Source organism: Streptomyces sp. NPDC001816, from assembly GCF_042892235.1.
Classification (GTDB): Bacteria; Actinomycetota; Actinomycetes; order Streptomycetales; family Streptomycetaceae; genus Streptomyces.
In genome coordinates, this window is the sequence record NZ_JBIATY010000002.1 from 1,030,756 (window position 1) to 1,052,953 (window position 22,198).

Genomic DNA, 22,198 nt, shown 5'->3' on the forward strand with positions numbered 1-22,198 from the left:
CGGTGGGCGGTTGCTGCTGCGAGGAGCGCAGCAGAGAGTCGGGCAGGCCCCCGTCACCCAACGAGCAGCTCAACGCGTCCCGCGAGTAGAGAGCCACACCCAACCCTGAATTAGGCAGCAGAGTCGGTCTTGCCTTCGCCGCGGTAGCTCTCGGAGGCGCGGTGGATGGCCCGGCCGGAGATGTAGTGGACCGGCTGGTCGTGGTGGAGGAGGATCGCGATGGCCAGGGCGGCGCTGCCGTCGGCCAGGTCGATGCCCCAGGTCACCTCGTGGCTCAAGGCCAGGACGTCGGCCAGGAGTTCGAGGAGTTCGGTCTCGTCGTTGGTGACGCGTCGGGACAGCAGCCGGTGGCCGCTGTCGTCGATCGCGACGCAGTGGTGATGGGTCTTGCCTGCGTCGATGCCGGCCCAGATCGCGGCCATGTGGTGCCTCCGTGCGGTGTGGTGCTGGTGCCTCCCGACGGACGACCTCGCTGTCGATTCCCTACGGAGCGATCATTCGCAATTCCTAATTGGCAGCCGAGTCGTCGTGGGGCGTCGAGCGGCCAATCGATGGAAGCCACAAGCGGCAGAAGATTGAAAGCCACGCCCGACGCCCCTGGGTGGGCCAACCATACGAAGGGCTCGCCCTGTCCCGGAGAAGAACGCAGGGAAGATTGATCGGCATGGTCCGCCCTGCCTCTGGCCCGTGTCCTGGTGGTGAAGGTGGCGTGGGGGAGTTGTCAGAGCTGGTCGACGCGCGTAGCGGAGGGTGCCGGGGCTGCGGTTTTCTCGTGTGTGTATCTCCAACCCCCCACACTTCATGGAGACTTCATGCGTTGCGCTGCCTTCGGCCTGCCCGCAACCGCGCTGTTCCTGATCGGCATAGCTGCCGCTCCCGCGCTGGCTGAGCCGCCCGCGCCCCCGTCGACGGCGACCGCCCGGAGCGAGCTGGCCGCCCTGGCCGTGGCTCCGCCGCATTCGATGGACGGCTATGCCCGCGACAAGTTCGACATCTGGTCCACTCAGCCGGACGGCTGTACCACCCGCCAGGACGTCCTCGCCCGCGACGGGAAAGACGTCCAGGACAAGCCCGGCCGCTGCCAGCCGGCAAGTGGTTCCTGGTCCTCGGTCTACGACGACACCACGGTCACCGACGTCGCCCAGGCGACCATCGACCATCGACCACATGGTCCCCCTCGCCGAGGCCTGGCGCTCGGGTGCCGACACCTGGACCGCGGATCAGCGCAAGGCCTTCGGAAACGACCTGCAAGACCCCCAGCTGCTGATCGCCTCGGAGTCCTCCAACTCCTCGAAGTCCGACAGCGGGCCGGCCGACTGGAAGCCCACCGACCACGCCTTCTGGTGCACCTACGCCAAGGACTACACCCACATCAAATCGATCTGGAAGCTGACCACTACCGGCCAGGAGAAGACGGCCCTGTCCTCCATGCTCGACACCTGCACGACCTGACACCCACGCGTCTGCCCCTGGCGGGCAACCGCAGTGACGCGACGCAGACGTCGGCCCTGGCGTGCCGGACACCGGTGCAAAAGAGCCGATGGTGCGCGGCGGTGGGGTATCGGCCCCGTTGAAACGCCGGCCGCGCACACGGCCGGCGCCGCTGATGCGGCACGCGTCGAGCAGGGCAGTGAGGCCGGCTCACGCAGAGCCGACTGCTGCCGACGCGCACGGCGACTTTGGTGTGCCGTTTTCCCTGGTGGGAGCGGTCGGCCGATTCCCGACCAGCATTCACCCAGCGCAGTGACATGCACGTGTCATACATGCCAGTCTCTGTTCACCCGCTGTACGAGCACCACCCATTCCACAGCTGTTCGGGTTGGCCCCATACCGGCCCGGCGGCGTTCCCCCCACAACAAGGAGCCTTTGTGAGCCTCCTCAATGTGCGTCATGAGCGCACCACTTTGGCCATCGCGACCGCGGTGGCGGCCGGAGCCCTGCTGTCCACGGGTCTGGCCACCAGTGCCTCCGCCCAGATCCCGGGCGAATCCGCGGCCGCGAAGCCGCTTGGTGCGGCCCCGACCTCCCTGTCGGCCGCCGCCCGCGCCACTCTGGTCCAGAGGGCGCAGGCCGGCGCCGCCACCACGGCGCAGCGAATAGGTCTGGGCGCGAAGGAGAAGCTGGTCGTCAAGGACGTCGTCAGGGACGTCGACGGCACCGTGCACACCCGCTACGAGCGCACCTATGCGGGTCTGCCCGTGCTCGGCGGCGACCTGGTCGTCCACACGGCCAAGTCCGGCAAGGCCGAGGGCGTCACCAAGGCGACCAAGTCGGCCATCAAGGTGGCCTCGCTCAAGCCGCAGATCACCGCCGCCCAGGCTAAGAAGCAGGCGGCGTCCGCCGCCAAGGCCCTCGGCTCCGCCAAGTCCGCCGCGAACGGGGCCCGCAAGGTGATCTGGGCCGGCTCCGGCAAGCCCGTCCTCGCCTACGAGACGGTCGTCGGCGGCCTGCAGGACGACGGCACCCCGAACCAGCTGCACGTCATCACCGACGCTGCCACCGGCAAGAAACTCTTCCAGTACCAGGGCGTCGAGACCGGCGTCGGCAACACCCAGTACAGCGGCAAGGTCGACCTGGCCAGCACCCAGTCCGGATCGTCGTACACCCTCACCGACGGCACGCGCGGTGGCCACAAGACCTACAACCTCGACCACGGCTCCGACGGAACCGGCAAACTGTTCTCCCAGGACAGCGACACCTGGGGCGACGGAAAGGTCTCCAACGCGGCCACCGCAGCTGCGGACGCCGCCTACGGCGCCCAGGAGACCTGGGACTTCTACAAGAAGACCTTCAACCGAAGCGGCATCAAGAACGACGGCGTCGGCGCCTATTCCCGCGTCCACTATGGCAACGCCTACGTGAACGCCTTCTGGGACGACAGCTGCTTCTGCATGACCTACGGCGACGGCACCAAGGACGCCGCCCCGCTCACCTCACTGGACGTCGCCGGCCACGAGATGAGCCACGGCGTCACCTCCAACACCGCGGGCCTGGAGTACTCCGGCGAGTCCGGCGGCCTCAACGAGGCCACCTCCGACATCTTCGGCACCGGCGTGGAGTTCTACGCCAACAACTCCACCGACGTCGGCGACTACCTCATCGGCGAGAAGATCGACATCAACGGCGACGGCAAACCACTGCGCTACATGGACAAGCCCAGCAAGGACGGCGGCTCCGCCGACTACTGGTCCGCGGACGTCGGCAACAAGGACGTGCACTACTCCTCCGGCGTCGCCAACCACTTCTTCTACCTCCTCGCCGAGGGCAGCGGCGCGAAGAAGATCAACGACGTCAGCTACGACTCGCCCACCCAGGACGGCTCCAAGGTCACCGGCATCGGCCGCGACAAGGCCCTGCAGATCTGGTACAAGGCGCTGACCACGTACTTCACCTCGAAGACCGACTACAAGGCAGCCCGCGAAGGCACCGTGAAGGCGGCAACGGACCTGTATGGCGCGGACAGCACCGAAGCCAAGACGGTCGCCGCGGCCTGGACCGCAGTCAACGTCAGCTGACCCACCGCACCAAGGGCGGCAACAGGGACTCGACCCCCTGCTGCCGCCCCCGGCGCACGCCCCGAACCACAGGCCGTCTTTCGCGGCAGACACCCAGCAGGATCGACGAGCAGCTCGGGCATCCGCGGCTCGGCGCCGGCGACCTCGCGGACGGCTTCCCATGTGCCGTATCACCGCCACCCTCAGCTCCCTGGCCCTCGGCGCCGCGGGCCTGATCGCCGCCTCGGCCGGCACCCGCCCAGGCCTCGACCTGTTCCCACGCCTGTCTGCCGCTGCCCGACTCCTCCTGCATGCCGGGCTCCTACAACCCGGACGTCACCCAGTCGACCATCCACAGCACCATCTGCGTCTCCGGCTGGACCGCCACCGTCCGCCCCCCGACCACCCACATCAACCCCCTCAAGGCCCAGGGCATCATCGACTACGGCTACACGGACACGAACATGGCCGTCTACGAGGAAGACCACCTCGTCCCCCTCGAACTCGGCGGCGCGCCCCGCGATCCCGGCAACCTGTGGCCCGAGCCCTACTCCGGCTCCCAGACCGCGCACTCCAAGGACGCAGTGGAGACGAAGCTGAAGAACCCCGTCTGCGCCGGCACCATCACCCTGTCCGCCGCCCGCAGCGCCATCAAGACCAACTGGACCACGGCCCTGCAGGTCACCGGAATCGGCTGACCCGGCCAACCGCCGGGGCTCCTCAGGCCAGACGGGGTGGCCGGGGGCCTGCGGCCCTGTCACCAGGCTGCGGCGCGCATCTCTGCGTCGTACTCGGCTTGGAGGTCCGTGTACGAGTGCAGGTATCCGCCGTACCCCCGTACAGCTTCCAGGCCGCAGCGTGCAAGCGGCGGATGTCCGCGTCGAAGTCGATGTTCTGCTGGTGCGGGCGGGCTCGGACCAGACCGTTGCCGCCCTTGAAGCCCTTCACCCTGCTGTACCGGAATGTCTGTCCCTTGTTGTCTTTGGTGAAGCCAGTCCAGGGTGGCCTGAGTGATGTCATCTATCCGGTCATTGGGTGGGTCCAGGTGGAGCTGGCCGAGGTACTGGTTCAGTCGGTCGGCAATGTCGTGCACGGCGTGTGGGGTGTTGAGGAGCTTGTCGGGCTGGTCGTCCGGCAGCCGGACGCCGCGGCGCAGACAGTCCGGTACGAAGCGACCGTGCTGCTCGCCGCCATCAACGAATGGCTGTGACCGGCACGCGACCACGTCTCAAGCCCACACCGCCCTGACCACGGCGTGGCCTGCGGTAGCCGCCCGCCCGTAGAACCCTTGGAGGCGCCTGTGATAGTCGAGGAACTCCTGCCTGACCTGCGCCTCGTCCCAGCCGGACCAGACGAGCTTGGCACTGGCGCCGTTCCACAGCTCGTCGAAAGAGACACTCGCGAGGAAGCCTGCGGCCTGTGACACCCCAGGCGGTTCCAGAATCCCCAGGGGCGGGTTGGTGGGGTCGGCATCGGCGCTGTGTGCCACGGGGCGCCCGCCGTAAATCGGCAGCTCCCAGGGCTTGCCGGCATCCGCACCGAGGAGATCGGCAGCGGCGTAGAGGTCATTGACGGCATGCCAGACCTTGTCGATCGAGACGGCGATGCCCGCTGCGTACTCGGCAGGTTGGTTCTCCCAAGCCTTCCACATGAACGCCGCAAGCCAGGTGTGGTCGTCCCGGATCTCGGATTCCGCGACGGCGCGCATGTGCATGTGGATGCTCACAGCGACGAGTCCTCGAGTTCGGCGGCCCGCCTGTCGGGCCGAACGGACAGAACTTACTCGACGGCAGTGACGGCGAGATGCCCGTCTCTTAGAGGTCCTAACAAAGGCGTCGGACGTGTCTGTAGGTGATGAGACATGTAGCGAGTCCGAGGAAGGCTTCATGGATGTCGTCCCGTCGCTCCCACCGGATGCGCAGGCGACGGAAGCCGTGCAGCCAAGCAATCGTCCGTTCGACGACATACCGGAAGATGCCCAGGCCGGAGCCGTGTGGCTCTCCGCGCTTCGCGATCACGGGACGGATGCCGCGCTGCCACAGCAGGCGCCGGTACTTGTCGTGGTCGTAGCCGCGGTCGGCGAGCAGTGCGTCGGGCAGGTGCCGGGGCCGGCCGACAACCCCTGCGGCGGACGGGATCTTGTCCAACAGGGGCAGGAGTTGGGTGACGTCGTTGCGGTTGCCGCCGGTCAGCGACACCGCGAGCGGGATGCCCTGAGCGTCGGTGACGACGTGGTGCTTGCTGCCCGGTCGTGCACGGTCGACCGGACTGGGACCGCTTTTGGGCCCCTGCGGGCCGCCCGCACATGGGAGGAGTCGATCACCGCCCGGGACCAATCCAGCTTCTTCACCGACCGCAGCTTCTTCAACAGCAGCACATGCAGCTGGTCCCACACACCGGCCTCGTTCCACGCGGCCAGGCGCCGCCAGCAGGTCATGCCCGAACCGAAGCCCAGTTCTTGCGGCAGGTACTCCTACTGGATGCCGGTGTGCAGCACGAACAGGATCCCGCACAATGCCTGCCGGTCCGGCACCCTCGGCCGTCCCTCGACCAGTTTCGGCCCCGGCTTGGGCAGCAACGGCTCGACCAGAGCCCACAGTTCATCCGACACGATCCACGGCCGCGACTGACGATTCCCCACGACCAGACCAACGAGCGGATAAGCCAGCAGTCACATGATCAACCACTTCTGTTAGGACTTCTTAACGCCGGAATGCCCGGCCCGGTGCTGTCAGGACGCCCTCCGACACCCGAGCGCCGTGTGTCGTCGAGATCGACCACTGCGGACAGGTACACATCCGTGCGGGACTTTCGCAACAGGCCCTAGATGAACACCACCCTGTCGTCTTCCTGGGAGTACGACGGAAGCTCGGAGTCGTCGTAGTCGGCCGAGCAGGAAGCCGAGCCGCCGGCACACCTGGTCGGCGAGCCGCAGCAGCGCGGCGGTCGGACCACGAGTCAGTGCTCGCGGACTGGAACCCCCGATGGGGGTCGCTCCGGGTGAGCAGCCCTGTAACGCGCGGCGAGTTGCCCACCGCGCCGTCTCAACGCAGTCGTTTCGGCCTAGTCATTGTGTAGTGAATGGGTCCCATGGAGCAGTAGGAGTGCCATCTGCGTCCAGCCCGTACGGCCAGCGTTGTCTTGGCAAGAGCTGCTGTTCTGCTGTCCGGGACATCCATGCCGGGTGGAGCAGGGCGTCGGTTGCTCCAGCATCAGCGAGTTGCTGGATCAGGGCGCCGACGGCCTCTCCGTCTCCGGCCTCCTCCCGTATCAGGGCCAGGCGGATCAGGGCGGAGGGAGAGCCGGAGTCGGCGGCCTGTCGGTAGAGGGCTTCGGCCCCCTCTCGGTCCCCAGCCTTCATCCGCTTGTCTGCCAAGGTGATCAAGGCGTCGGTGTTGCCGGTACTGGCGGCCTTTCGGGCCAAAATCTCCACGTCACCAGCCTCAGCCCGCAGCACGGCCAAGTCGATCAGGGCATCGGTGTAACCAGCCTTGTGAGCCTCCCGATAGAGCGCCTCGGCACCCTCCCGATCCCCGGATTCCCATCGAAGTTTGGCCAGGCGGACCAGTCCATCGGGGTCGCCGGCTTTGGCGGCCTGCCCGGCCAGGGCTTCGGCGGCCTCTCCATCCCCGGCCTCTTCCCGCATCACGGCCAGGCGGAGCAGTATATCGGGGTCGCCGGCTTTGGCGGCCTGCAGAGCCAGGGCTTCGGCGGTTTCCGGTTCCCCGGCAACCTCGCGCGCCACGGCCAGCATGAGCAGGGCGGCGTCGTTACCGGCGTCGGAGGCCTGCCGGGCCAGGGCTTCGGCAGTTTCTCGTTCGCCAGCCTCCTCCCTCATCAGGGACAGGCGGACGAGGCCCTCGGGGTAGTCTGCGTCGGCGGCCTGCTGGACCAGGGCTTCGGCGGCCTCTCCGTCTCCGCCCATCTCCCGCAGCACGGCCAGGTGGACTAGGCCCTCGGAGTCGCCGGCGTCGGCAGCTTGCTGGTAGAGAGTCTCTGCTCTCTCCAGGCTCCCAGCCGCCTCCCACAGCATCCCCAGGCGCACCAGGGCGATGGAGCTGCCCGCCTCCGCTGCTCGCAAGCGGAGGTAGTGGGCCCATTGGAGGCGGTGCCGGGTCTCTGCTGCCTGGGCGAGGCTATCGAGATCTTTGGGGTGGGTGAGGTGGCGGTGGGCGGCATGCCAAAAGGAGGCGGGCGGACACAGTAGGCGGCGGGTTTTGCGGCCGCGCTGTTCCAGGTAGTCGGCGAGCCGGAACACCGGGCCCTGTGCCGTGAGGGGGCCGGTGGAGGGCAGCGAGGGGCCAGGCGGGCGTCGTTTGGGGCGGGGGCTGACACGGTGCAGGGGGGCTTGCTTGCCGTGGACGAGGTGCGCAAGTTCAGCGAAGGCAGCCTCTGCCCAGTCGTTCGCGAGTTGGTCGTAGTCACTGTCAGTGAGGTAGTCGATGGCGGCGTCGGTGAGGAAGGCCTGTTGCAGGTGGATGCCGACGCCGAGGCGGCGCGCGTCCATAGCCGCTTCCAGTACGGCTCTGGCGGCTGGTGTGCCGTGCTCGTAGCGGTGCACAAGCTCGGGTGCTCCGGCGAGGTCCTGGGGCAGACGTCCGTTGGTGCGCGTACGGGCGAGAGCGTCGGCCAGCAGCCAGTCTCCGTCAGCGGCAAGAGCGTCGGCAGCGGCCAGAGCTGGGCCGTCGAAGGCTTCGGGAACACTCACAGTCCGACTGGTCAGCAGTTCCCGAACCCGGCTGTGCGGATCCGGTGTTCCGGGCGCGGGCAGAGAGGTGTACTGGCTGGCGTATTCAGGCCAGAGGGTTCCCAGAACCAATACCGGTCCGCGCTCGGGCTGGGTGAGAAGGGCGTGCACGGCGGCCGCGATCTGCTCACCGACCTTCGGGTCACCGAGGTAGTGCTGGGCCTCGTTCAGCCACACTACCGTCCGCGGCTGGACGCGATGCAGGTCCTCCAACGCGGCCTCGGCCCGGGTGGGGTCGAAGGGATGCCACAGCCGCCAACTCCTCTCAGCCAGCGGTTGGACAGCCTCCCAACACGCCCTCGTCTTCCCTGTCGATGAGGAGCCGACCAGGACCAGCATCCGACTGCGGCCCTCTGTGCAATCCCGCACGGCGTCCGCGAGCACACGGTCGTGCTCACGGAGCACGTAGGCGGGCAACACCCGCCGCTCAGGCGAGCGGGAACCGCGTCCGTCAGAGATAGGGCCAGCCGGATGCACCTCCAGATCGTGCGGCTCCCACATGCTGATCGACCTGCCCGGCACCGGTCCCGACATCGCTGGGGAGTTGACTTCCTGCACCGCACTGCGTCGCAGTTCCAGCAGTTCGTCCACCGGAAGCTTCAGTACGTGGACCAGCGCGGAAACCGTTTCTGCCGAAGGCACAGGCGCGTTCGGATTGAACGCCTCCGACACCGTCGTACGCCCCAGCTGCACCCGGGCCGCCAACTGGGACTTGTTCAGCCGGGAGCGGGCCAGTCCGTCGCTCAACCTCTTATGCAGCTCGGCACGGGCCCAACTGTGCTCAACCTGCTCATCAGCCACTTGTGCATGCCCCCAGACGCCGGTGTGTTCGCCGGTGTTCATCTTCCTACCGGCGAACCCCGGCGCAGACCAATTCCGCGACCGTCGGCCACATCAACACCCCACGAACTACTGGAGCTTGCTGTGTCCCCTCTCACTGTCATCCTGCTCACGACCGCACTGGTCGTCGTGGTCGCGCTGCTGGCCGCCGCCGGCGCGGCCAAACTCGCCCGCATCGAGGGCGCCACCTACCCCGCTGCGCTCAGGCACGCGGCGACCACGTTCGCAGCTGTGCTCACTCTCGCGGCCGCCGTGACGGCCGCCCTTGCCGCCGTGTCCGCCTGAGTCTGGGCAAACCAATTCAGTGCGGACACGCGCAGAGAGGCGCACTGGCTGGAAGCTATGGCCACGGTCACCACTGCTCGCCTCCCTACCCGTCACTCGTCGTCGGACTGCAGCTTGGGAAGCGTGGGCACACCATCGGGAGACCGGCCGGCGGCATTCCGGCCCCCGGCCTGAGGACTCTGCTGCTTCGTTCAGGGTTAGGTGTGGCCCTCTACTCGCGGGACGCGTTGAGCTGCTCGTTGGGTGACGGGGCCTGCCCGACTCTCTGCTGCGCCCGGTCGCAGCAGCAACCGCCTACCGCGGCTCCCGCTTCACCGGCGCGTGAGCACGCGGAACTCGTTGCCGTCGGGGTCGGCCAGCAGCACTGCGCCGTCCCCGCCGTGGGCGGAGTCGAGACGCTTCGCCCCGAGGGAGAGCAGGCGCTCGACCTCCGCTTGCTGATCGTCGTCCGGTGCGAGGTCGAAGTGCAGGTCCTTGCCGGGGTCCGGCATGAGCGGCGGACCACCCCACGTGATCTTCGTACCGCCGTTCGGTGACTGGATGGCGGTCTCCTCGTCCTGGTCCCAGGCCAGCGGCCAGCCCAGCGCCTCGCTCCAGAAGTAGCCCACGGTCTGCGAGCCATCGCAGGCGAGCGCACCGATGAAGCCGCAGCCGGCGAGGAAATTGTTGCCCGGCTCGATGACACAGAACTCGTTGCCCTCGGGGTCGGCGAGTACCACATGGGACGCGTCCGGTCCCTGGCCGACGTCAGCGTGCTGCGCACCGAAGTCGAGCGCTCTGGCCACGGTCTCCTGCTGGTCCTCCAGGGAGGAGCTGGTCAGGTCGAAGTGCAGCCGGTTCTGGGCGGCCTTCTGCGTTTGGGAGGGACGGAAGCCGAGGCGGTAGCCGGCGTCATTCCCGGACAGCAGGGCGACGCCATCGTAAGGATCGCCGGCCCTCTCCAAGCCCAGGACGCCGGACCAGAAATGCGCTAGGCGCTCGGGCTGGTGCGCGTCGAAGGAGATTGCGAAGAGTCGGCTGCTCATTGCGCCACGCATCCTCGGTCCGTTGAGTGCCAACGGTCGGCAGGGCGCCGTGTCAGCGCCTCGAACGAGGATCCTATGAGCGGGCCAGCCCCAGTTGCAGCCGAATATTCCGCGGCCCCGGAGCCGGAGCTGCACCATTCGGGGTTCGGGCTGCCAGCTGGTGGCTGAGGCGCGTGAGTCTGCTGGTCCGGGGCGTGTAGGAGGGTTGGCCGGGATTCCAGTGGGCGTCGAGGCGGATGACGTTGACGGCGGTGGCTGAGAAGGCGTGGTGGAGGTCGCCGGAAAGCTCGTCCACCTCCATCACGGCGACCACTCCGGATTCGGCGTCGAACTCACCCCCTGGAACACCGGCACCTCCTACCTGGGCAACCTCACCGGGTAGCGCACGTCGTCCCTCGTCACCGAACGCGGAAAGCGCCAGGAGGCGGAGACGGCTCAGGCCGCGCGGAAGGTCGGCGGCTGGCTTGACCGCTTCCGTGATGGGGATTCTTGAAAACGGCTCTGTCCGCAGTTCCGTGAATCCCCAGGTCAGCGAAGTGAGCGAGGGATCGTTTCGGCAGAGTATGTCCCGGCATGGCGAGCAAGACGGTCGAGGCCGTGCTGTTTCCCGGGATCGATGTGCGAGTGGAGCGCGTCAGCGACTCTTCCGACGTCCTGGTGGTGGAGGCGTTGTCCACCGCTCGCCCGGGCCGGTGCCCGTACTGCCGGAAACAGGCAAGGCGCACGCACAGTTCGTATCAACGCGACCTGAATGAAAGGCCGTTGGGCCCTCACCGGATCATAGTCCGGCTGCGCGTCCACCGATACTTCTGTGACCGGAAGAGCTGTTCCCGCAAGACGTTCGTCGAGCAGGTGCCGGGCCTGTCCGAGCGGCACCGTCGCTCCAGCACCGGGCTGACAGGCTGTCTGCGGTCCATCGCGATCGAGCTCGGCGGACGTCCGGCCGCGCGGTTGTGCCGCCGCCTGCGGCTGGTCGCGGGCCGTACCCGGCTGCTCAGGCTGCTGACGGCGCCGACGGTGCCGGACCGCGCGCCGCGGGTGGTGGGGGTGGACGAGTTTGCCTTCCGCAAGGGCTGCACCTACGGCACCGTGCTGGTCGACGTCGAGGCCGGCCGGGTCGTGGACGTGCTGCCCGACCGCACTTCCGAGACATTCGCGACCTGGCTCACCGAGCATCCCGGCGTCGAGATCATCTGCCGGGGCCGGGCCGCTGCCTACACCAAGGCGGTCAAGGAAGCTGCCCCCAATGCCCTCGAAGTCGCGGATCGCTGGCACCTGCTGCAGAACCTGTCCGCCGCGGGGGAGAAGACCTGCCACCAGCACCGCGACTGCCTGCGCAAACGTGCCGAGGAGGAGACAGTGACCGAGGTGCCGGAGGCGGCCCCGATGCTGTTACCGCCCGCGGAACTGCCCCGCACCCAGATCATCGAACGCACCCGCCACCGCTACGAGGACATCCACCGCCTGCTGGAGAAACGCTGGACGATCAGCGCCATCGCCCGCCGGCTGAACCTCGACCGCAAGACCGTGCGCCGCTTTCGCGACGCCGACCTCGACGAGCTGCTGGCCTCCGCCCGCGACCGCCGCCCCAACGGCGTCCTGGAGCCCTTCAAGGCATACCTCAACGCTCGCTTCACCGAGGCGCAAGGCCAGGTCAGCGGCACCCGGCTGTTCCTGGAGATCCAGGCTCGCGGCTACCGCGGCAGCCGCCAGGTCGTCCGCAAACACCTCGCCGCCCTCCGCGCGGGCACCGCCGAACCGGTCCGGGCCGACATCCCGAGCCCCCGCAAGATCACCTCGTGGATCATGCGGCCTCGGGAGACGCTCACCGAAAGCCAGGACGAGCGCCTCCTTCAAGTCCGGCTCGCCTGCCCGGACATCACCCGGGCCTGCGACCTCGCCCGGGCCTTCGCAGATCTGGTGCGTCACCGGCGCGGATACCTGCTGCTGGAGTGGATCCGGCAGGCCGAGCAGGACGCACCGAAGCCTATGAAGGGCTTCGCCGGCTTCCTCCGCCAGGACCTCGACGCGGTGACCGCCGGCCTGACCCTGCCCTGGAGCTCCGGGGTCGTTGAAGGAAACGTGAACCGGGTGAAGACACTGAAGCGGGCTATGTATGGCCGAGCCTCGTTCGCCCTCCTCCGGACCCGGATTCTCACCCAGCCATGAGGGCTGCGACCCACGCTCGCCTCATGCGACGAGCCTGGTGGCAAAGGCCGCTATCAGAGTGTCCGCCCTCAGCAGCAGCTCAGGGTTGGAAGTTCCCGCCACGCGGACAGAAACCTCATCGCCACTCACGGCCTTGGCAAGGTGCACTTCGAGGTGATGGTCCGATCCGATGAGTGGATAGCTGTACCAACGATCCGGGTGCTCATCATCGGTGGCCTCAAGGCCGAGTTCGACCGCCTGCCAGTCGGTGCCATCGAAGTCATAGTTGGCGTAACGCGCCAAGAGAGCCAAGAAGGGCTGGACGTTCTCGTTCCAGATCCAGCCCTCTACCCCGCGTTCCCGGTCGCTCTCTACCATCCTGTCAGAGTGCCACATGCGGCACGTTCGTTCCCTGCCATATGTCCGTTCACGGAACTGCGGACAGAGCCTTGAAAACGACCAAGGCAACTCCTTACCTCGCTTGCTCCGGATCTCAACGAACTGGGGAACAGCGAGCCGCAGCCCTCGATGAGCCGGGACCGCCCGCTCGTTCAGTGTTCGGGCCGTTGCCGAGTCGGCATTCGTCGGTACGGAAGTGCTCAGAACTGGTGCCGCGGGCGGCGGCCGAGACCTACGATTCCGCCACCGGCAAGCGACGGGGGCAGTGTGGGCGGCGGGTGGTGGCGACAGCGTGCCTGGGGGACGCTGTCTCTGGGAGCATGCGCATGGCTGGTGGTCGAAACGGCTTCTGGGCTGCTGCCCGACCTGTACAAGGAGACCTTCGGCGACAGCGGATGGCCGCTGTTTGCGGGGGCCGCGCTGATCCTCGTGGTCGCGGCGGCTATCGCGGTCCGGCAGATGCGCAGGCAGCAAGGCATGGACGCTCCGACCGAGCGTCGTCGTGTTCGGCCTGAACAAGCTCGACGGCGCTGGCAAGGACGACCGCACCGACTCCGCATGGACGGTGCCCGTCTTCGGCGACGACAAGGACGAGCCCGGCTACAGCAGCGGTGACACGTTCGCCGAGCGCGCCAAGACGCAGGCCTGGCGCTGGAACCTCGACTACGTCGAGGACACCCACGGCAACGCCTCCACGTACTGGTACGCGGCCGAGCACAACAACTACGACAAGCTCGGCGACGACAACACCGGCACTGATTACGTCCGCGGCGGGTACCTGAAGGAGATCCGCTACGGCCAGCGCGCCGACAAGCTGTTCTCCGCATCCCCGGCCGCCTCGGACAAGGTCGTCTTCAGCTATGACGAGCGGTGCCTGGCCTCCGGCGACGGCTGCGACAAGCTGACGAAGGACACCCGGGACAACTGGCCGGACGTGCCGTTTGACGCGATCTGCAAGGATGGCGACAAGTGCGACGGCAACGTCGGACCGAGCTTCTTCACCCGTAAGCGGCTCACCACCATCACCACCTACGCGTGGAACGCGGCCGCCTCCACCCCCGCCTTCGAGCCGGTGGACGCGTGGGCGCTCAAGCAGCTCTACCTCGACCCCGGCGACACGGGTGACTCCACCGACCAGTCGCTGTGGCTGGATGAGATCAAGCACACCGGCAAGCGCGGCACCGACCTCTCCCTGGACCCGGTCACGTTCAGCCACGTCATGATGCCCAACCGGGTCGACGGCAAGAGCGATGACATCCTGCCGCTGAACAAGCCCAGGCTGAAGACGGTCACCTCCGAGACCGGCGCGCAGACCATCGTCTCGTACCTGGACGCCGACTGCACCGCCAGCGGCACCAAGCCCAAGGTGGACGAGAACACCAAGCGCTGCTACCCCGTGTACTGGTCGCCCAACGGCGAGAAGGACCCGCGGCTCGACTGGTTCCAGAAGTACCCTGTCAGCTCCGTCTCCACCAGCGACCCCCAGGGCGGCTCGGAAGACGTCCAGCACTCCTACCTGTACGCCGGTGGTGGTGCCTGGCACTACGACGAGGACCCGATGACTCCCGCCAAGGAGCGCACCTGGTCCGTCTGGCGCGGCTACCAGCAGGTCACCCACCTCACTGGAGTCTCCACGGGCACGCAGAGCAAGGAGACCACGGTCTACCTGCGCGGCATGAACGGCGACCGCGTTCTCGGCCCGGACGGCAAGACCCCCGACCCCGACAAGCGCAAGACGGTCAAGGTCTCCGGGATCAAGGCCGACGAGATCACCGACTCCGAGCCCTACGTCGGCTTCACCCGCGAAACGGTCACCTACAACGGCGCGACCGAGGTCGGCGGCAGCATCAGCGACCCGTGGTCGAAGCGGACCGCGACGCAGCACAAGTCCTACGCGGACACCGAGGCGTACTACGTCCGCACCGCCGCCACCCACACGCGCACCAACATCACCAGCAAGCTCACCCCCACCGACCGCACCCGTACGGTCAAGTCCACCTACGACGACTTCGGCATGGCCGAGACGGTCGAGGACGAGGGCGACGACGCGGTCAAGGGCGACGAGAAGTGCACCCGCACCTGGTACGCCCGCAACGACGACAAGGGCATCAACTCCCTCACCTCCCGGACCCGCACCGTCGCCAAACCGTGCACGACCGCGGACTCGGCGCTCGATCTGCCCGCGGACGTGAAAACGCCGGGCGATGTCATCTCCGACACCGCTGTGGTCTACGACGACACGACGGACCCGACCTGGTCGGCGACGCAGAAGCCCACCAAGCGCGACGCCACCTGGACGGGCCGCGCCAAGGGCTACGGCAGCGCCGACGCCCCGCTCTGGCAGAAGGTGTCCACGACGTCGTACGACACCCTCGGGCGTCCGACGACCGTCAAGGACACTCACGACCTCGCGGTGGCCTCGACCTCCTACGTGCCCGAGGACACAGGGCCGCTGACCGCGACGTCGGTTGAGAACGCCAAGAAGTTCAAGACGACCTCGACCCTGGACTTTGCCACCGGCGCGGCGCTGAAGGTCACCGACCCCAATGGCAAGGTCACCGAAAGCGAGTACGACAGCCTGGGCCGTGTCACCAAGGTCTGGCTGCCCAACCGCATCCGGCTGATGGACAAGAGCCCGAACTACGTCTACGACTACCACCTCACCAGCAGTGGCAAGGAAATGTCGTGGGTGTCCACCGGGGTTCTCAGTGACAACGGCTCCGGCTACAACACCTCCTACGAGTTCTACGACTCCCTGCTGCGTTCACGCCAGACCCAGACCCCGACCCCGCAAAAGGGCCGACTGCTCTCCCTGACGCGCTACGACACGCGCGGCCTGGCGGTCAGCCAGCAGGCCGACATCTGGGACAGCACCTCGCTGCCCAGCTCCACACCCCAGGAGATCGAGGGCGGCGCCGCCCCGATCCAGACGGACACCACCTACGACGGCGCCAGCCGGCCCACCAAGGCGGTGACGAAGGTCCACGGCGTCACCCGCTGGAGCACCGACACCACCTACACCGGCGACACCGTCGCGACCACTGCTCCCGCCGGCGGCCAGGCCGTCGCACAGGTCACCGATGCGCTCGGCCGACTCACCCAGCGCCGCGAATACGCAGGCCCGCAGCCGACCGGCACCGACTACACGACGACCGACTACACCTACACGGCCGCCAGTCAGCAGAAGACCGTCACCGGCCCCGACAAGACCAAGTGGTCTTACACCTACGACCTCTTCGGCCGACAGGTCAGCTCGAGCGACCCGGACAAGGGCAAGGCCGCAACCGAGTACAACGACCTCGACCAGGTCGTCAGCACCACGCCGAACGACGACGCGACCAAGAAGCTGCTGTTCGGCTACGACCAGCTGGGCCGCAAGACGGGTCTGTGGCAGAAGGAGGAGACGGACGCCAACAAGCTCGCAGCCTGGAGCTTCGACGAGCTCGCCAAGGGGCAGCAGGACACCGCCACCCGCTACGTCGGCGGTGTGAAGGGCAAGGCCTACACCCAGAAGGTCACCGCCTACGACGCCATGTACCACGTGACGGGCAGCGATCTGCTCCTGCCCGACGACGAGCCCCTGGTCACCGACAAATACGTCAAGAACAAGCTGTCCTTCACCACCGGCTACAACCTCGACGGTTCGATCAGCCAGTATTCCGCACCGGCCGTTGGGGGCCTACCGTCCGAAGGCATCTCCTACACCTTCAACGCCCTCGGGGGGCAGCTCACCGCCAAGGGAACCACCGGCTACCTGCAGGGCGCCGAGTTCTCCCCCGAAGGGGATCTGCGCCAGCTCACATTGGGCATGGACGGCGCGTCCTCGGCGAAGAAGGCGTACCTCAACTGGGACTACGAAGAAGGCACTCGTCGCCTGACCCGATCCTTCGTCACCGATGACGTGCACGGCTACATGCCGCAGGAGCTGAAGTTCACCCAGGACGACGCGGGCAACGTCACCTCGATCTTCGACGGCTCTACCCAGGGTGGCATGGCCAAGGCCGATTACCAGTGCTTCGCCTATGACGGCGACCGCCGCATGACCGAGGCCTGGACTCCGAAGACCGCGGACTGCGCGGCCTCAGGCCGCACGGTGTCCAACCTCGACGGGGCGGCCCCGTACTGGACCTCGTACACCTACACGGACGCTGGCCAGCGCAAGACGGAGATCCAGCACACCACGTCGGGTGACAAGAGCACGGCGTACACCTACGACGACACCACGGACAACAAGCCGCACACGCTGGACAAGACGACTGGTACCCGCACCGGCAGCTACACCTACGACAAGAGCGGCAACACCATTGCCCGCCCCGGCCCATGGTGTCGACCGGGTCGGCGCCGCCGTCCCGGACTGCCTGCCGGATCCCCCCAGACTCAGCCCGCGCACCGTCACACCAGCGGTGGAGACCGTGCTCGCGTTCGTGAACACGCGTGCGGACGGGTCCGGGTGCCTGGCGGGTGGCCAAGTCGCGGGGCAGGAAACAACGCAACCTAGATGATCGATTCCAAGGGTTGGTGGTCGTAGCGATTCCGGACCGGAGGGGTGGCACGGCCCCGTAGGCTGAGCCCCCGTCCGCACTGTCTGGGGGAGTAATGACCAGTAGGTTCACCGAGTTGGTTGTCGATTGCCACGATCCGGAGCGGCTCGCGGCCTTCTGGTGCGCGGTACTGGGCTTCAAGGTGATCGACCGGAGCGAGGGCAAGGTCGAGATCGGTTCCTGGGAGCCGACCGTCGAGGAGGTTCGGGCCCGCCAGATGCCGCCCACCCTGCTCTTCATCCAGGTGCCCGAGGGCAAGACCGTGAAGAACCGGCTCCACCTGGACGTCAGCCCGATCGACGGCAGTACCGACGACGAGGTGGCCAGGCTGCTTGGCCTTGGCGCCGCCAAGGTGGACGTGGGCCAGGGTCCTGGCCGGAGCTGGGTGGTCATGGCCGATCCCGAGGGCAACGAGTTCGACGTCGTGCGCTCCCTGGCACCATCCAATTAGATGATCACTCCCAAGAGTTAGCTGTATGAGGCCAGGACGTTGGTGACGGTCTGCCTGAGTGTTGTCGCGGGTGGTTGTCCGTCGAGGGCGGTGTGGGGTCGGTGGTAGTTGTAGTGGATGTTCCACACCGCCAGCGCCTGGGCTCGCTGTGTTTCGGAGGTCCAGGTGTGCGCGTACAGGAACTCTTCTGCCAGGTTCCGGTTGTACCGTTCCACTTTCCCGTTGTGCCGGGGCGTGTACGGTCGGATCCGTTGGTGCCGTGAGCCGAGTAGGGCGCGGGTGAATGCGTCGGCGCGGTAGCAGGCACCATTGTCGGTGACGAGCCGTTCGATGCGGGTGATGCCGTGTGCGGCAAACCACGCCCTGGCTCGGTGCAGGAATGCAATCGCCGTCGAGGCTTTCTCATCCGGCAAGGGCTCGGTGTAGGCGAGGCGGGTGTGCCCGTCGATTGTGGAGTGTAGGTACACGTACCCTCCACGGCCGGTCTTCTTTTTGTTCCGGCTGACTGCCCGGGAGTGGTCGCTGTCTCGGCCGTGGGCTCGCCATCCGCCGCCGTCAGGTATCCGTCCGACCTTCTTCACGTCGGTGTGCACCATGTGTCCCGGCCGGCGAGCGGTGATTGTGCGTGGTTTCCGAGTGGTGTGGCCGTCGGGGTCGATGAATCGGCGTCTGCTCAGACCGAGATGGGCGAGGTGCCGGGTGACGGTGCGACGGCTCACAGTGGGCCCGGTTTGGCTGAGTTCGAAGGCGATTCGTCCTGCGGACCACTTGTGGGTTCGGCGCATCTGCTCGATCCGCTCCACTACCTCGCCCGGTGTGGCTGTGGGTTGACGGTGGGGTGTGGAGGACCGGTCGTGCAGGCCGAGCTCACCATGACGACGGTACCGGTTGGCCCACTTGGACGCGCATGCCCTGGAGATGCCCATCTCCGCAGCAACGTGGGCGATCGGACGTGACACGCATCGCTCGACGAGTCGCCTGCGGCCCTCAATGGAGAGGGGTGCGTTGGCATGGGTGCCCATCAGATGGCGGCGAGGTTGTTGAGCAGGCGCCCCAGCTCTGCCGGCGCCTGAATGTGGACCAGGTGACCCTGGCCGGGGAGTTCGTGGACTCCGGCATGCGCGACGTGCTGCCGCACGAGGTCGAACGACGTTCCGTAGGGGGCCGTTCCGCGATTACGCTGGCCGATGATCAGGTCGACTTGATCTGCCTGTCGCGCCATCACATCCGGAGGCGGCGCCGCGTTGAGCGCGCTGAGTTCGGCGTACAGCGGTCCGCTCAAGCGGCGCAAGATCGCCCAACCGTCATGATCGGTCCGAAGATCGTCGACATGCGCAGCGGAGAAGCCGGAGATCTGCCGATTGACGATCTCGACGCAGCGATCCCAGTCCGCCGTCTCCGCCGCGTTCTTCAGGTCCGGCAGCGCATGGCGTCCGAACGGCTGCATCACCGGCTCATAGGCGATCACCTGGGGAATCGGGCGCTCGTTGGCGGCCAGCAAGGTGATCATGCCGCCGTAGCTCCAACCGAAGAGAGCCCTCGCGCTGTCGAACTCGTCAAGGACCACGCCGAGGTCCTCAACCTCTGTCCGCAGCGAGTACGAGTTGGTCAACGGCCCCGAGGAAGCACGTCCCCGACGGTTCACGACTACCACTGAGGGCCAAGCGTCGATGGCGCCCGCAACACGGCGCCACGTATGCGCATCACTCATCACGCCCGGAACGACGACGAGGCCCGGAGTGTCCGGCTCGCCGTACACATCGACCGTGACCCAGCTGTCCCCGCCGACCGACAGCTTCTTCTGAATCGTTCGCTCCATAAATCTATTATGGAGCGAACGATCTACAATGCAAGCGTGACCGAACGCAACCGTGGACGCCCCCGAGCCTTCGACCGCGACCGTGCGGTCCTTGACGCCGCTCGCCTCTTCTGGCGACGCGGCTACTCCGGCACCTCGACCCGCACCCTGACCGCGGCCCTCGGGCTTTCCACCTCCAGCCTCTACGCCGCCTTCGGCAGCAAGGCCGGACTGTTCGAGGAAGCGGTGCGGACCTACGCCGAGCGTTACCGCGAGATCTACCAGCAGGCAGTTGCCGAGAACGACATCCAGATGGTCATCGAACGCATCCTCACCGACTCGGTCCACGAGTTCACCCAGCCAAGCGACACGCACCCCGGATGTCTCATCAGCAGCGCCGTGATGACCGACAGCACGAGCACGCTCGATACCAGCGCCTACATCGCCGAGCTGCACAGCTCGAACGAGCAGGCCCTCCTCGTGCGCATCGAACGAGCGATCCAGGACGGGGAACTAGCCGCGGGCACCAACGCAGCAGTCCTGACCGCGCTCATCCAATCCGTCTGGCACGGATTGTCGGTGCGATCCAACGTCGACACGGCTCGCGAGGACCTGCTCGCGACGGCGCAACTTGCTCACCAGCTGATCTGCCAACAACTCACGTCACCAACGTCCTGACCCGCAACAACTAGTGTTCGGCGAGTTTGTCGATGCGCTTGCGGAGGAGGTCGGCGTGGCCGTTGTGCCGTGCGTATTCCTCGATCATGTGGGTGAGGATGTAGCGGAGTGAGAAGATGTCGTCTCGGTACTGCGCGGTGACGTCGGGGGATTGGGCGGCATCCACGATGTCGCGGGATCGGGCGCACTCCTCGTGCCAGATTGCGAACGCCTCGGACGGGTCTGCGGTGTCGACGGCGAAAGCGCCGCCGTCGCTTCGGGGCCAGTGCACATCGCTGTGCTCGCCGTTCAACACGTTGCGGAACCAGGTCCGCTCGACGTCGGCCATGTGCCGGACGAGGCCGAGCAGTGACAAGCCCGAGGGCTGCACGGCTTTTTCCCTGAGCTGCTCGGCTGTGAGCCCTGCACATGCCATGGCCAGCGTGTCACGCTGGCGCTGCAGGAAGCCGGTCAGCGTGGCGTGCTCATCGGCCACCCGCGGAGGTTCGGTCCTCTCCGGGTTGTCCATCGGGCCATCATGACAGCGAGGGGCGCACGGCAGTGGGATCTCTGCGGCTGACCTGCGCCGCCGACGACCGGCTGCCGCTCGGCGGTTCGCTCGAGCCTTCGGAGTGTGGGGGCCGGTCTTGGCATGCGTCCTGTGGTGGGCTCCCGCCCCCGCCCCGCCGTCGGCCGACGCTGTGGTGCACGGCCCTGGGAGCGGCTTCCCCCTTTGCGCCCGGGAGACGCGGCACGGGGCCGTGGAGCGCCGCATCCTCGCCCCACCCGTCCCGGGTCTGGCAGCCCCGGGGACGCGAGGTCTGCTCGGGGGTGACCGGTACGAGGTTCTGGCCGGCTGGGACCGGGGTGAGGTGTTCACCGTGTCCCGCAACGCTCAGGGTGAGATCGATGGGATCGTCGCGAACCATGGCCTCGATGTGCGCGCCGGCGGCACGATCGCCCTGTACGCCTCGTCCCCGGCTTGGCACGGGCTGGGCCAGGTCATTCCCGGCGGTACCACGGACATCGACACCGTGCTGAGCGAGGGCGGTCTCGACTTCACCGTCACCACTGTGCCCGCGTTGCACCGGTGGAGCGGTGAACTCCGCGAGCACGCCGACCAGTTCCACACCGTCCGTGAGGACACCGGCGCGCCGCTCGGCGTCGTCGGCCGCCGATACCAGCCGATCCAGAACCGGCAGGGCTTCGAGTTCCTTCAGGAGCTGGTGGGGCGCTTCGATGTGGTGTGGGAGTCGGCGGGGGTGATTCGGGGCGGGCGCCATCTCCATCCGCCTGCCGGAGTCCGTGACTGTCGACGCTGACGGCATCAACGTCGTGATCGTTCCGTACGTGGCCGTGATGAACGACCACTCCGGGCAGGGGCAGTTCCAGTGCGTCGTCACCCCGTGGCGGCCCGTCTGCGCCAGCACCGAGCGCTTCGCCGTCCGAGTGCAGTACTTCGAGCACATTTGCTGCCGAAGAGACCGCGCTCGGCCCCTCCCTGGTTATCTAGCGTTATCGGGGGTCCGCCCAGGTCAAGTGGGGACAAGCGATCAGGCAGGTGAGGCATGTTGCCGTCAGGGGCTGGGGATGGGGTGTCCTGTGCGACGCACGGCACACCCCAGCATGAGGCCTGTGGCCGTTGGGCTACGAGGTGAGCTGGTTCAGGAGCCAGGTGACGGTGGCGCGGACGGTTCCGGAGACGACACCGCCGAGGGTGGCGCTAGCCAGGGCCAGGCGCTCGCGGCGTGTTAGGCGCGTTCGGGACATGGGACCTCCACATGTTGTGGTCAGCGGGTGGGTCGCCGGTTGG

General features: G+C 67.2%; 15 protein-coding genes and 4 pseudogenes. 10 read left to right on the forward strand and 9 right to left on the reverse strand.

The window, feature by feature from the left end; all coding sequences use genetic code 11:
- Window positions 1-119: 119 nt before the first annotated feature.
- Window positions 120-422: pseudogene (locus ACFYZZ_RS10785) on the reverse strand (IS110 family transposase); the annotation flags it as partial.
- Between the two features lie 745 nt (window positions 423-1,167).
- On the opposite strand from ACFYZZ_RS10785, the gene ACFYZZ_RS10790 reads away from it, so the two are divergent.
- From ACFYZZ_RS10790 to ACFYZZ_RS10805, 4 genes are all read left to right on the forward strand, one after another.
- Window positions 1,168-1,452: a DUF1524 domain-containing protein gene (locus ACFYZZ_RS10790; RefSeq protein ID WP_389173580.1), complete on the forward strand. Its 285-nt coding sequence runs from the start codon at window positions 1,168-1,170 to the stop codon at window positions 1,450-1,452.
- Window positions 1,453-1,868: 416 nt separating this feature from the next.
- Window positions 1,869-3,515, forward strand: a complete 1,647-nt coding sequence (locus ACFYZZ_RS10795; protein ID WP_389173582.1) for a M4 family metallopeptidase — start codon at window positions 1,869-1,871, stop codon at window positions 3,513-3,515.
- Between the two features lie 290 nt (window positions 3,516-3,805).
- Window positions 3,806-4,192, forward strand: a complete 387-nt coding sequence (locus ACFYZZ_RS10800) for a hypothetical protein (protein WP_389173584.1) — start codon at window positions 3,806-3,808, stop codon at window positions 4,190-4,192.
- A gap of 236 nt (window positions 4,193-4,428) precedes the next feature.
- Window positions 4,429-4,704: a hypothetical protein gene (locus tag ACFYZZ_RS10805; RefSeq protein WP_389173586.1), complete on the forward strand. Its 276-nt coding sequence runs from the start codon at window positions 4,429-4,431 to the stop codon at window positions 4,702-4,704.
- 18 nt (window positions 4,705-4,722) lie between these two features.
- Here the strand turns inward: ACFYZZ_RS10805 and ACFYZZ_RS10810 are convergent, their stop codons facing one another.
- The 3 genes and pseudogenes from ACFYZZ_RS10810 to ACFYZZ_RS10820 all read right to left on the reverse strand — a co-directional run bounded on the left by ACFYZZ_RS10810 (window position 4,723) and on the right by ACFYZZ_RS10820 (window position 9,084).
- Entirely contained in the window at window positions 4,723-5,220 is a 498-nt protein-coding gene (locus ACFYZZ_RS10810) for a DUF1877 family protein (protein WP_389173588.1), read from the reverse strand.
- Window positions 5,221-5,317: 97 nt separating this feature from the next.
- Window positions 5,318-6,135, reverse strand: a pseudogene (locus ACFYZZ_RS10815) (IS5 family transposase).
- A gap of 426 nt (window positions 6,136-6,561) precedes the next feature.
- On the reverse strand, window positions 6,562-9,084 hold the full coding sequence (locus tag ACFYZZ_RS10820; protein ID WP_389173589.1) for a hypothetical protein: 2,523 nt from the start codon (window positions 9,082-9,084) through the stop codon (window positions 6,562-6,564).
- A gap of 81 nt (window positions 9,085-9,165) precedes the next feature.
- Between ACFYZZ_RS10820 and ACFYZZ_RS10825 the strand changes: the two genes are divergently transcribed.
- Window positions 9,166-9,366 (forward strand): hypothetical protein, encoded by a 201-nt coding sequence (locus ACFYZZ_RS10825; protein WP_389173590.1) that lies wholly within the window; start codon window positions 9,166-9,168, stop codon window positions 9,364-9,366.
- Between the two features lie 311 nt (window positions 9,367-9,677).
- On the opposite strand, the gene ACFYZZ_RS10830 is transcribed toward ACFYZZ_RS10825, so the two are convergent.
- Complete coding sequence (locus ACFYZZ_RS10830) at window positions 9,678-10,391, reverse strand: VOC family protein (protein WP_389173591.1); 714 nt, start codon at window positions 10,389-10,391, stop codon at window positions 9,678-9,680.
- Window positions 10,392-10,964: 573 nt separating this feature from the next.
- Between ACFYZZ_RS10830 and ACFYZZ_RS10835 the strand changes: the two genes are divergently transcribed.
- Window positions 10,965-12,560, forward strand: coding sequence for an ISL3 family transposase (locus tag ACFYZZ_RS10835; RefSeq protein ID WP_389173593.1), 1,596 nt, complete (start codon window positions 10,965-10,967; stop codon window positions 12,558-12,560).
- A 21-nt stretch (window positions 12,561-12,581) separates the two neighbouring features.
- On the opposite strand, the gene ACFYZZ_RS10840 is transcribed toward ACFYZZ_RS10835, so the two are convergent.
- Window positions 12,582-12,917, reverse strand: coding sequence for a hypothetical protein (locus ACFYZZ_RS10840; RefSeq protein ID WP_389173595.1), 336 nt, complete (start codon window positions 12,915-12,917; stop codon window positions 12,582-12,584).
- Window positions 12,918-13,440: 523 nt separating this feature from the next.
- On the opposite strand from ACFYZZ_RS10840, the pseudogene ACFYZZ_RS10845 reads away from it, so the two are divergent.
- A pseudogene (locus ACFYZZ_RS10845) lies at window positions 13,441-17,259 on the forward strand (RHS repeat-associated core domain-containing protein); the annotation flags it as partial.
- A 275-nt stretch (window positions 17,260-17,534) separates the two neighbouring features.
- Entirely contained in the window at window positions 17,535-17,930 is a 396-nt protein-coding gene (locus ACFYZZ_RS10850; RefSeq protein ID WP_237510768.1) for a VOC family protein, read from the forward strand.
- 17 nt (window positions 17,931-17,947) lie between these two features.
- Here ACFYZZ_RS10850 and ACFYZZ_RS10855 read toward each other — a convergent pair whose 3' ends face one another.
- Both ACFYZZ_RS10855 and ACFYZZ_RS10860 read right to left on the reverse strand, forming a co-directional pair.
- A complete protein-coding gene (locus ACFYZZ_RS10855; protein WP_389173597.1) occupies window positions 17,948-18,952 on the reverse strand; it encodes an IS481 family transposase in 1,005 nt (334 codons plus the stop codon).
- Window positions 18,952-19,749 (reverse strand): alpha/beta fold hydrolase, encoded by a 798-nt coding sequence (locus ACFYZZ_RS10860; protein ID WP_389173598.1) that lies wholly within the window; start codon window positions 19,747-19,749, stop codon window positions 18,952-18,954. Before ACFYZZ_RS10860 ends, ACFYZZ_RS10855 begins: the two co-directional genes overlap by 1 nt.
- 36 nt (window positions 19,750-19,785) lie before the next feature.
- On the opposite strand from ACFYZZ_RS10860, the gene ACFYZZ_RS10865 reads away from it, so the two are divergent.
- Window positions 19,786-20,406, forward strand: a complete 621-nt coding sequence (locus ACFYZZ_RS10865) for a TetR/AcrR family transcriptional regulator (RefSeq protein WP_389173600.1) — start codon at window positions 19,786-19,788, stop codon at window positions 20,404-20,406.
- A 10-nt stretch (window positions 20,407-20,416) separates the two neighbouring features.
- Here the strand turns inward: ACFYZZ_RS10865 and ACFYZZ_RS10870 are convergent, their stop codons facing one another.
- The gene (locus ACFYZZ_RS10870) at window positions 20,417-20,914 is read right to left on the reverse strand and encodes a DinB family protein (RefSeq protein ID WP_389173602.1); all 498 of its coding nucleotides are present in this window, start codon (window positions 20,912-20,914) and stop codon (window positions 20,417-20,419) included.
- Between the two features lie 409 nt (window positions 20,915-21,323).
- On the opposite strand from ACFYZZ_RS10870, the pseudogene ACFYZZ_RS10875 reads away from it, so the two are divergent.
- Window positions 21,324-22,140: pseudogene (locus ACFYZZ_RS10875) on the forward strand (DUF932 domain-containing protein).
- Window positions 22,141-22,198 lie beyond the last annotated feature (58 nt).

Coding starts and splice junctions, on each gene's coding strand:
- ACFYZZ_RS10830 (WP_389173591.1), bottom strand. CDS start 10,391: ATGAGCAGCCGACTCTTCGCAATCTCCTTCGACGCGCACCAGCCCGAG.
- ACFYZZ_RS10870 (WP_389173602.1), bottom strand. CDS start 20,914: ATGGACAACCCGGAGAGGACCGAACCTCCGCGGGTGGCCGATGAGCAC.
- ACFYZZ_RS10790 (WP_389173580.1), top strand. CDS start 1,168: ATGGTCCCCCTCGCCGAGGCCTGGCGCTCGGGTGCCGACACCTGGACC.
- ACFYZZ_RS10850 (WP_237510768.1), top strand. CDS start 17,535: ATGACCAGTAGGTTCACCGAGTTGGTTGTCGATTGCCACGATCCGGAG.
- ACFYZZ_RS10835 (WP_389173593.1), top strand. CDS start 10,965: ATGGCGAGCAAGACGGTCGAGGCCGTGCTGTTTCCCGGGATCGATGTG.
- ACFYZZ_RS10840 (WP_389173595.1), bottom strand. CDS start 12,917: ATGGTAGAGAGCGACCGGGAACGCGGGGTAGAGGGCTGGATCTGGAAC.
- ACFYZZ_RS10855 (WP_389173597.1), bottom strand. CDS start 18,952: ATGGGCACCCATGCCAACGCACCCCTCTCCATTGAGGGCCGCAGGCGA.
- ACFYZZ_RS10820 (WP_389173589.1), bottom strand. CDS start 9,084: ATGAACACCGGCGAACACACCGGCGTCTGGGGGCATGCACAAGTGGCT.
- ACFYZZ_RS10860 (WP_389173598.1), bottom strand. CDS start 19,749: ATGGAGCGAACGATTCAGAAGAAGCTGTCGGTCGGCGGGGACAGCTGG.
- ACFYZZ_RS10800 (WP_389173584.1), top strand. CDS start 3,806: ATGCCGGGCTCCTACAACCCGGACGTCACCCAGTCGACCATCCACAGC.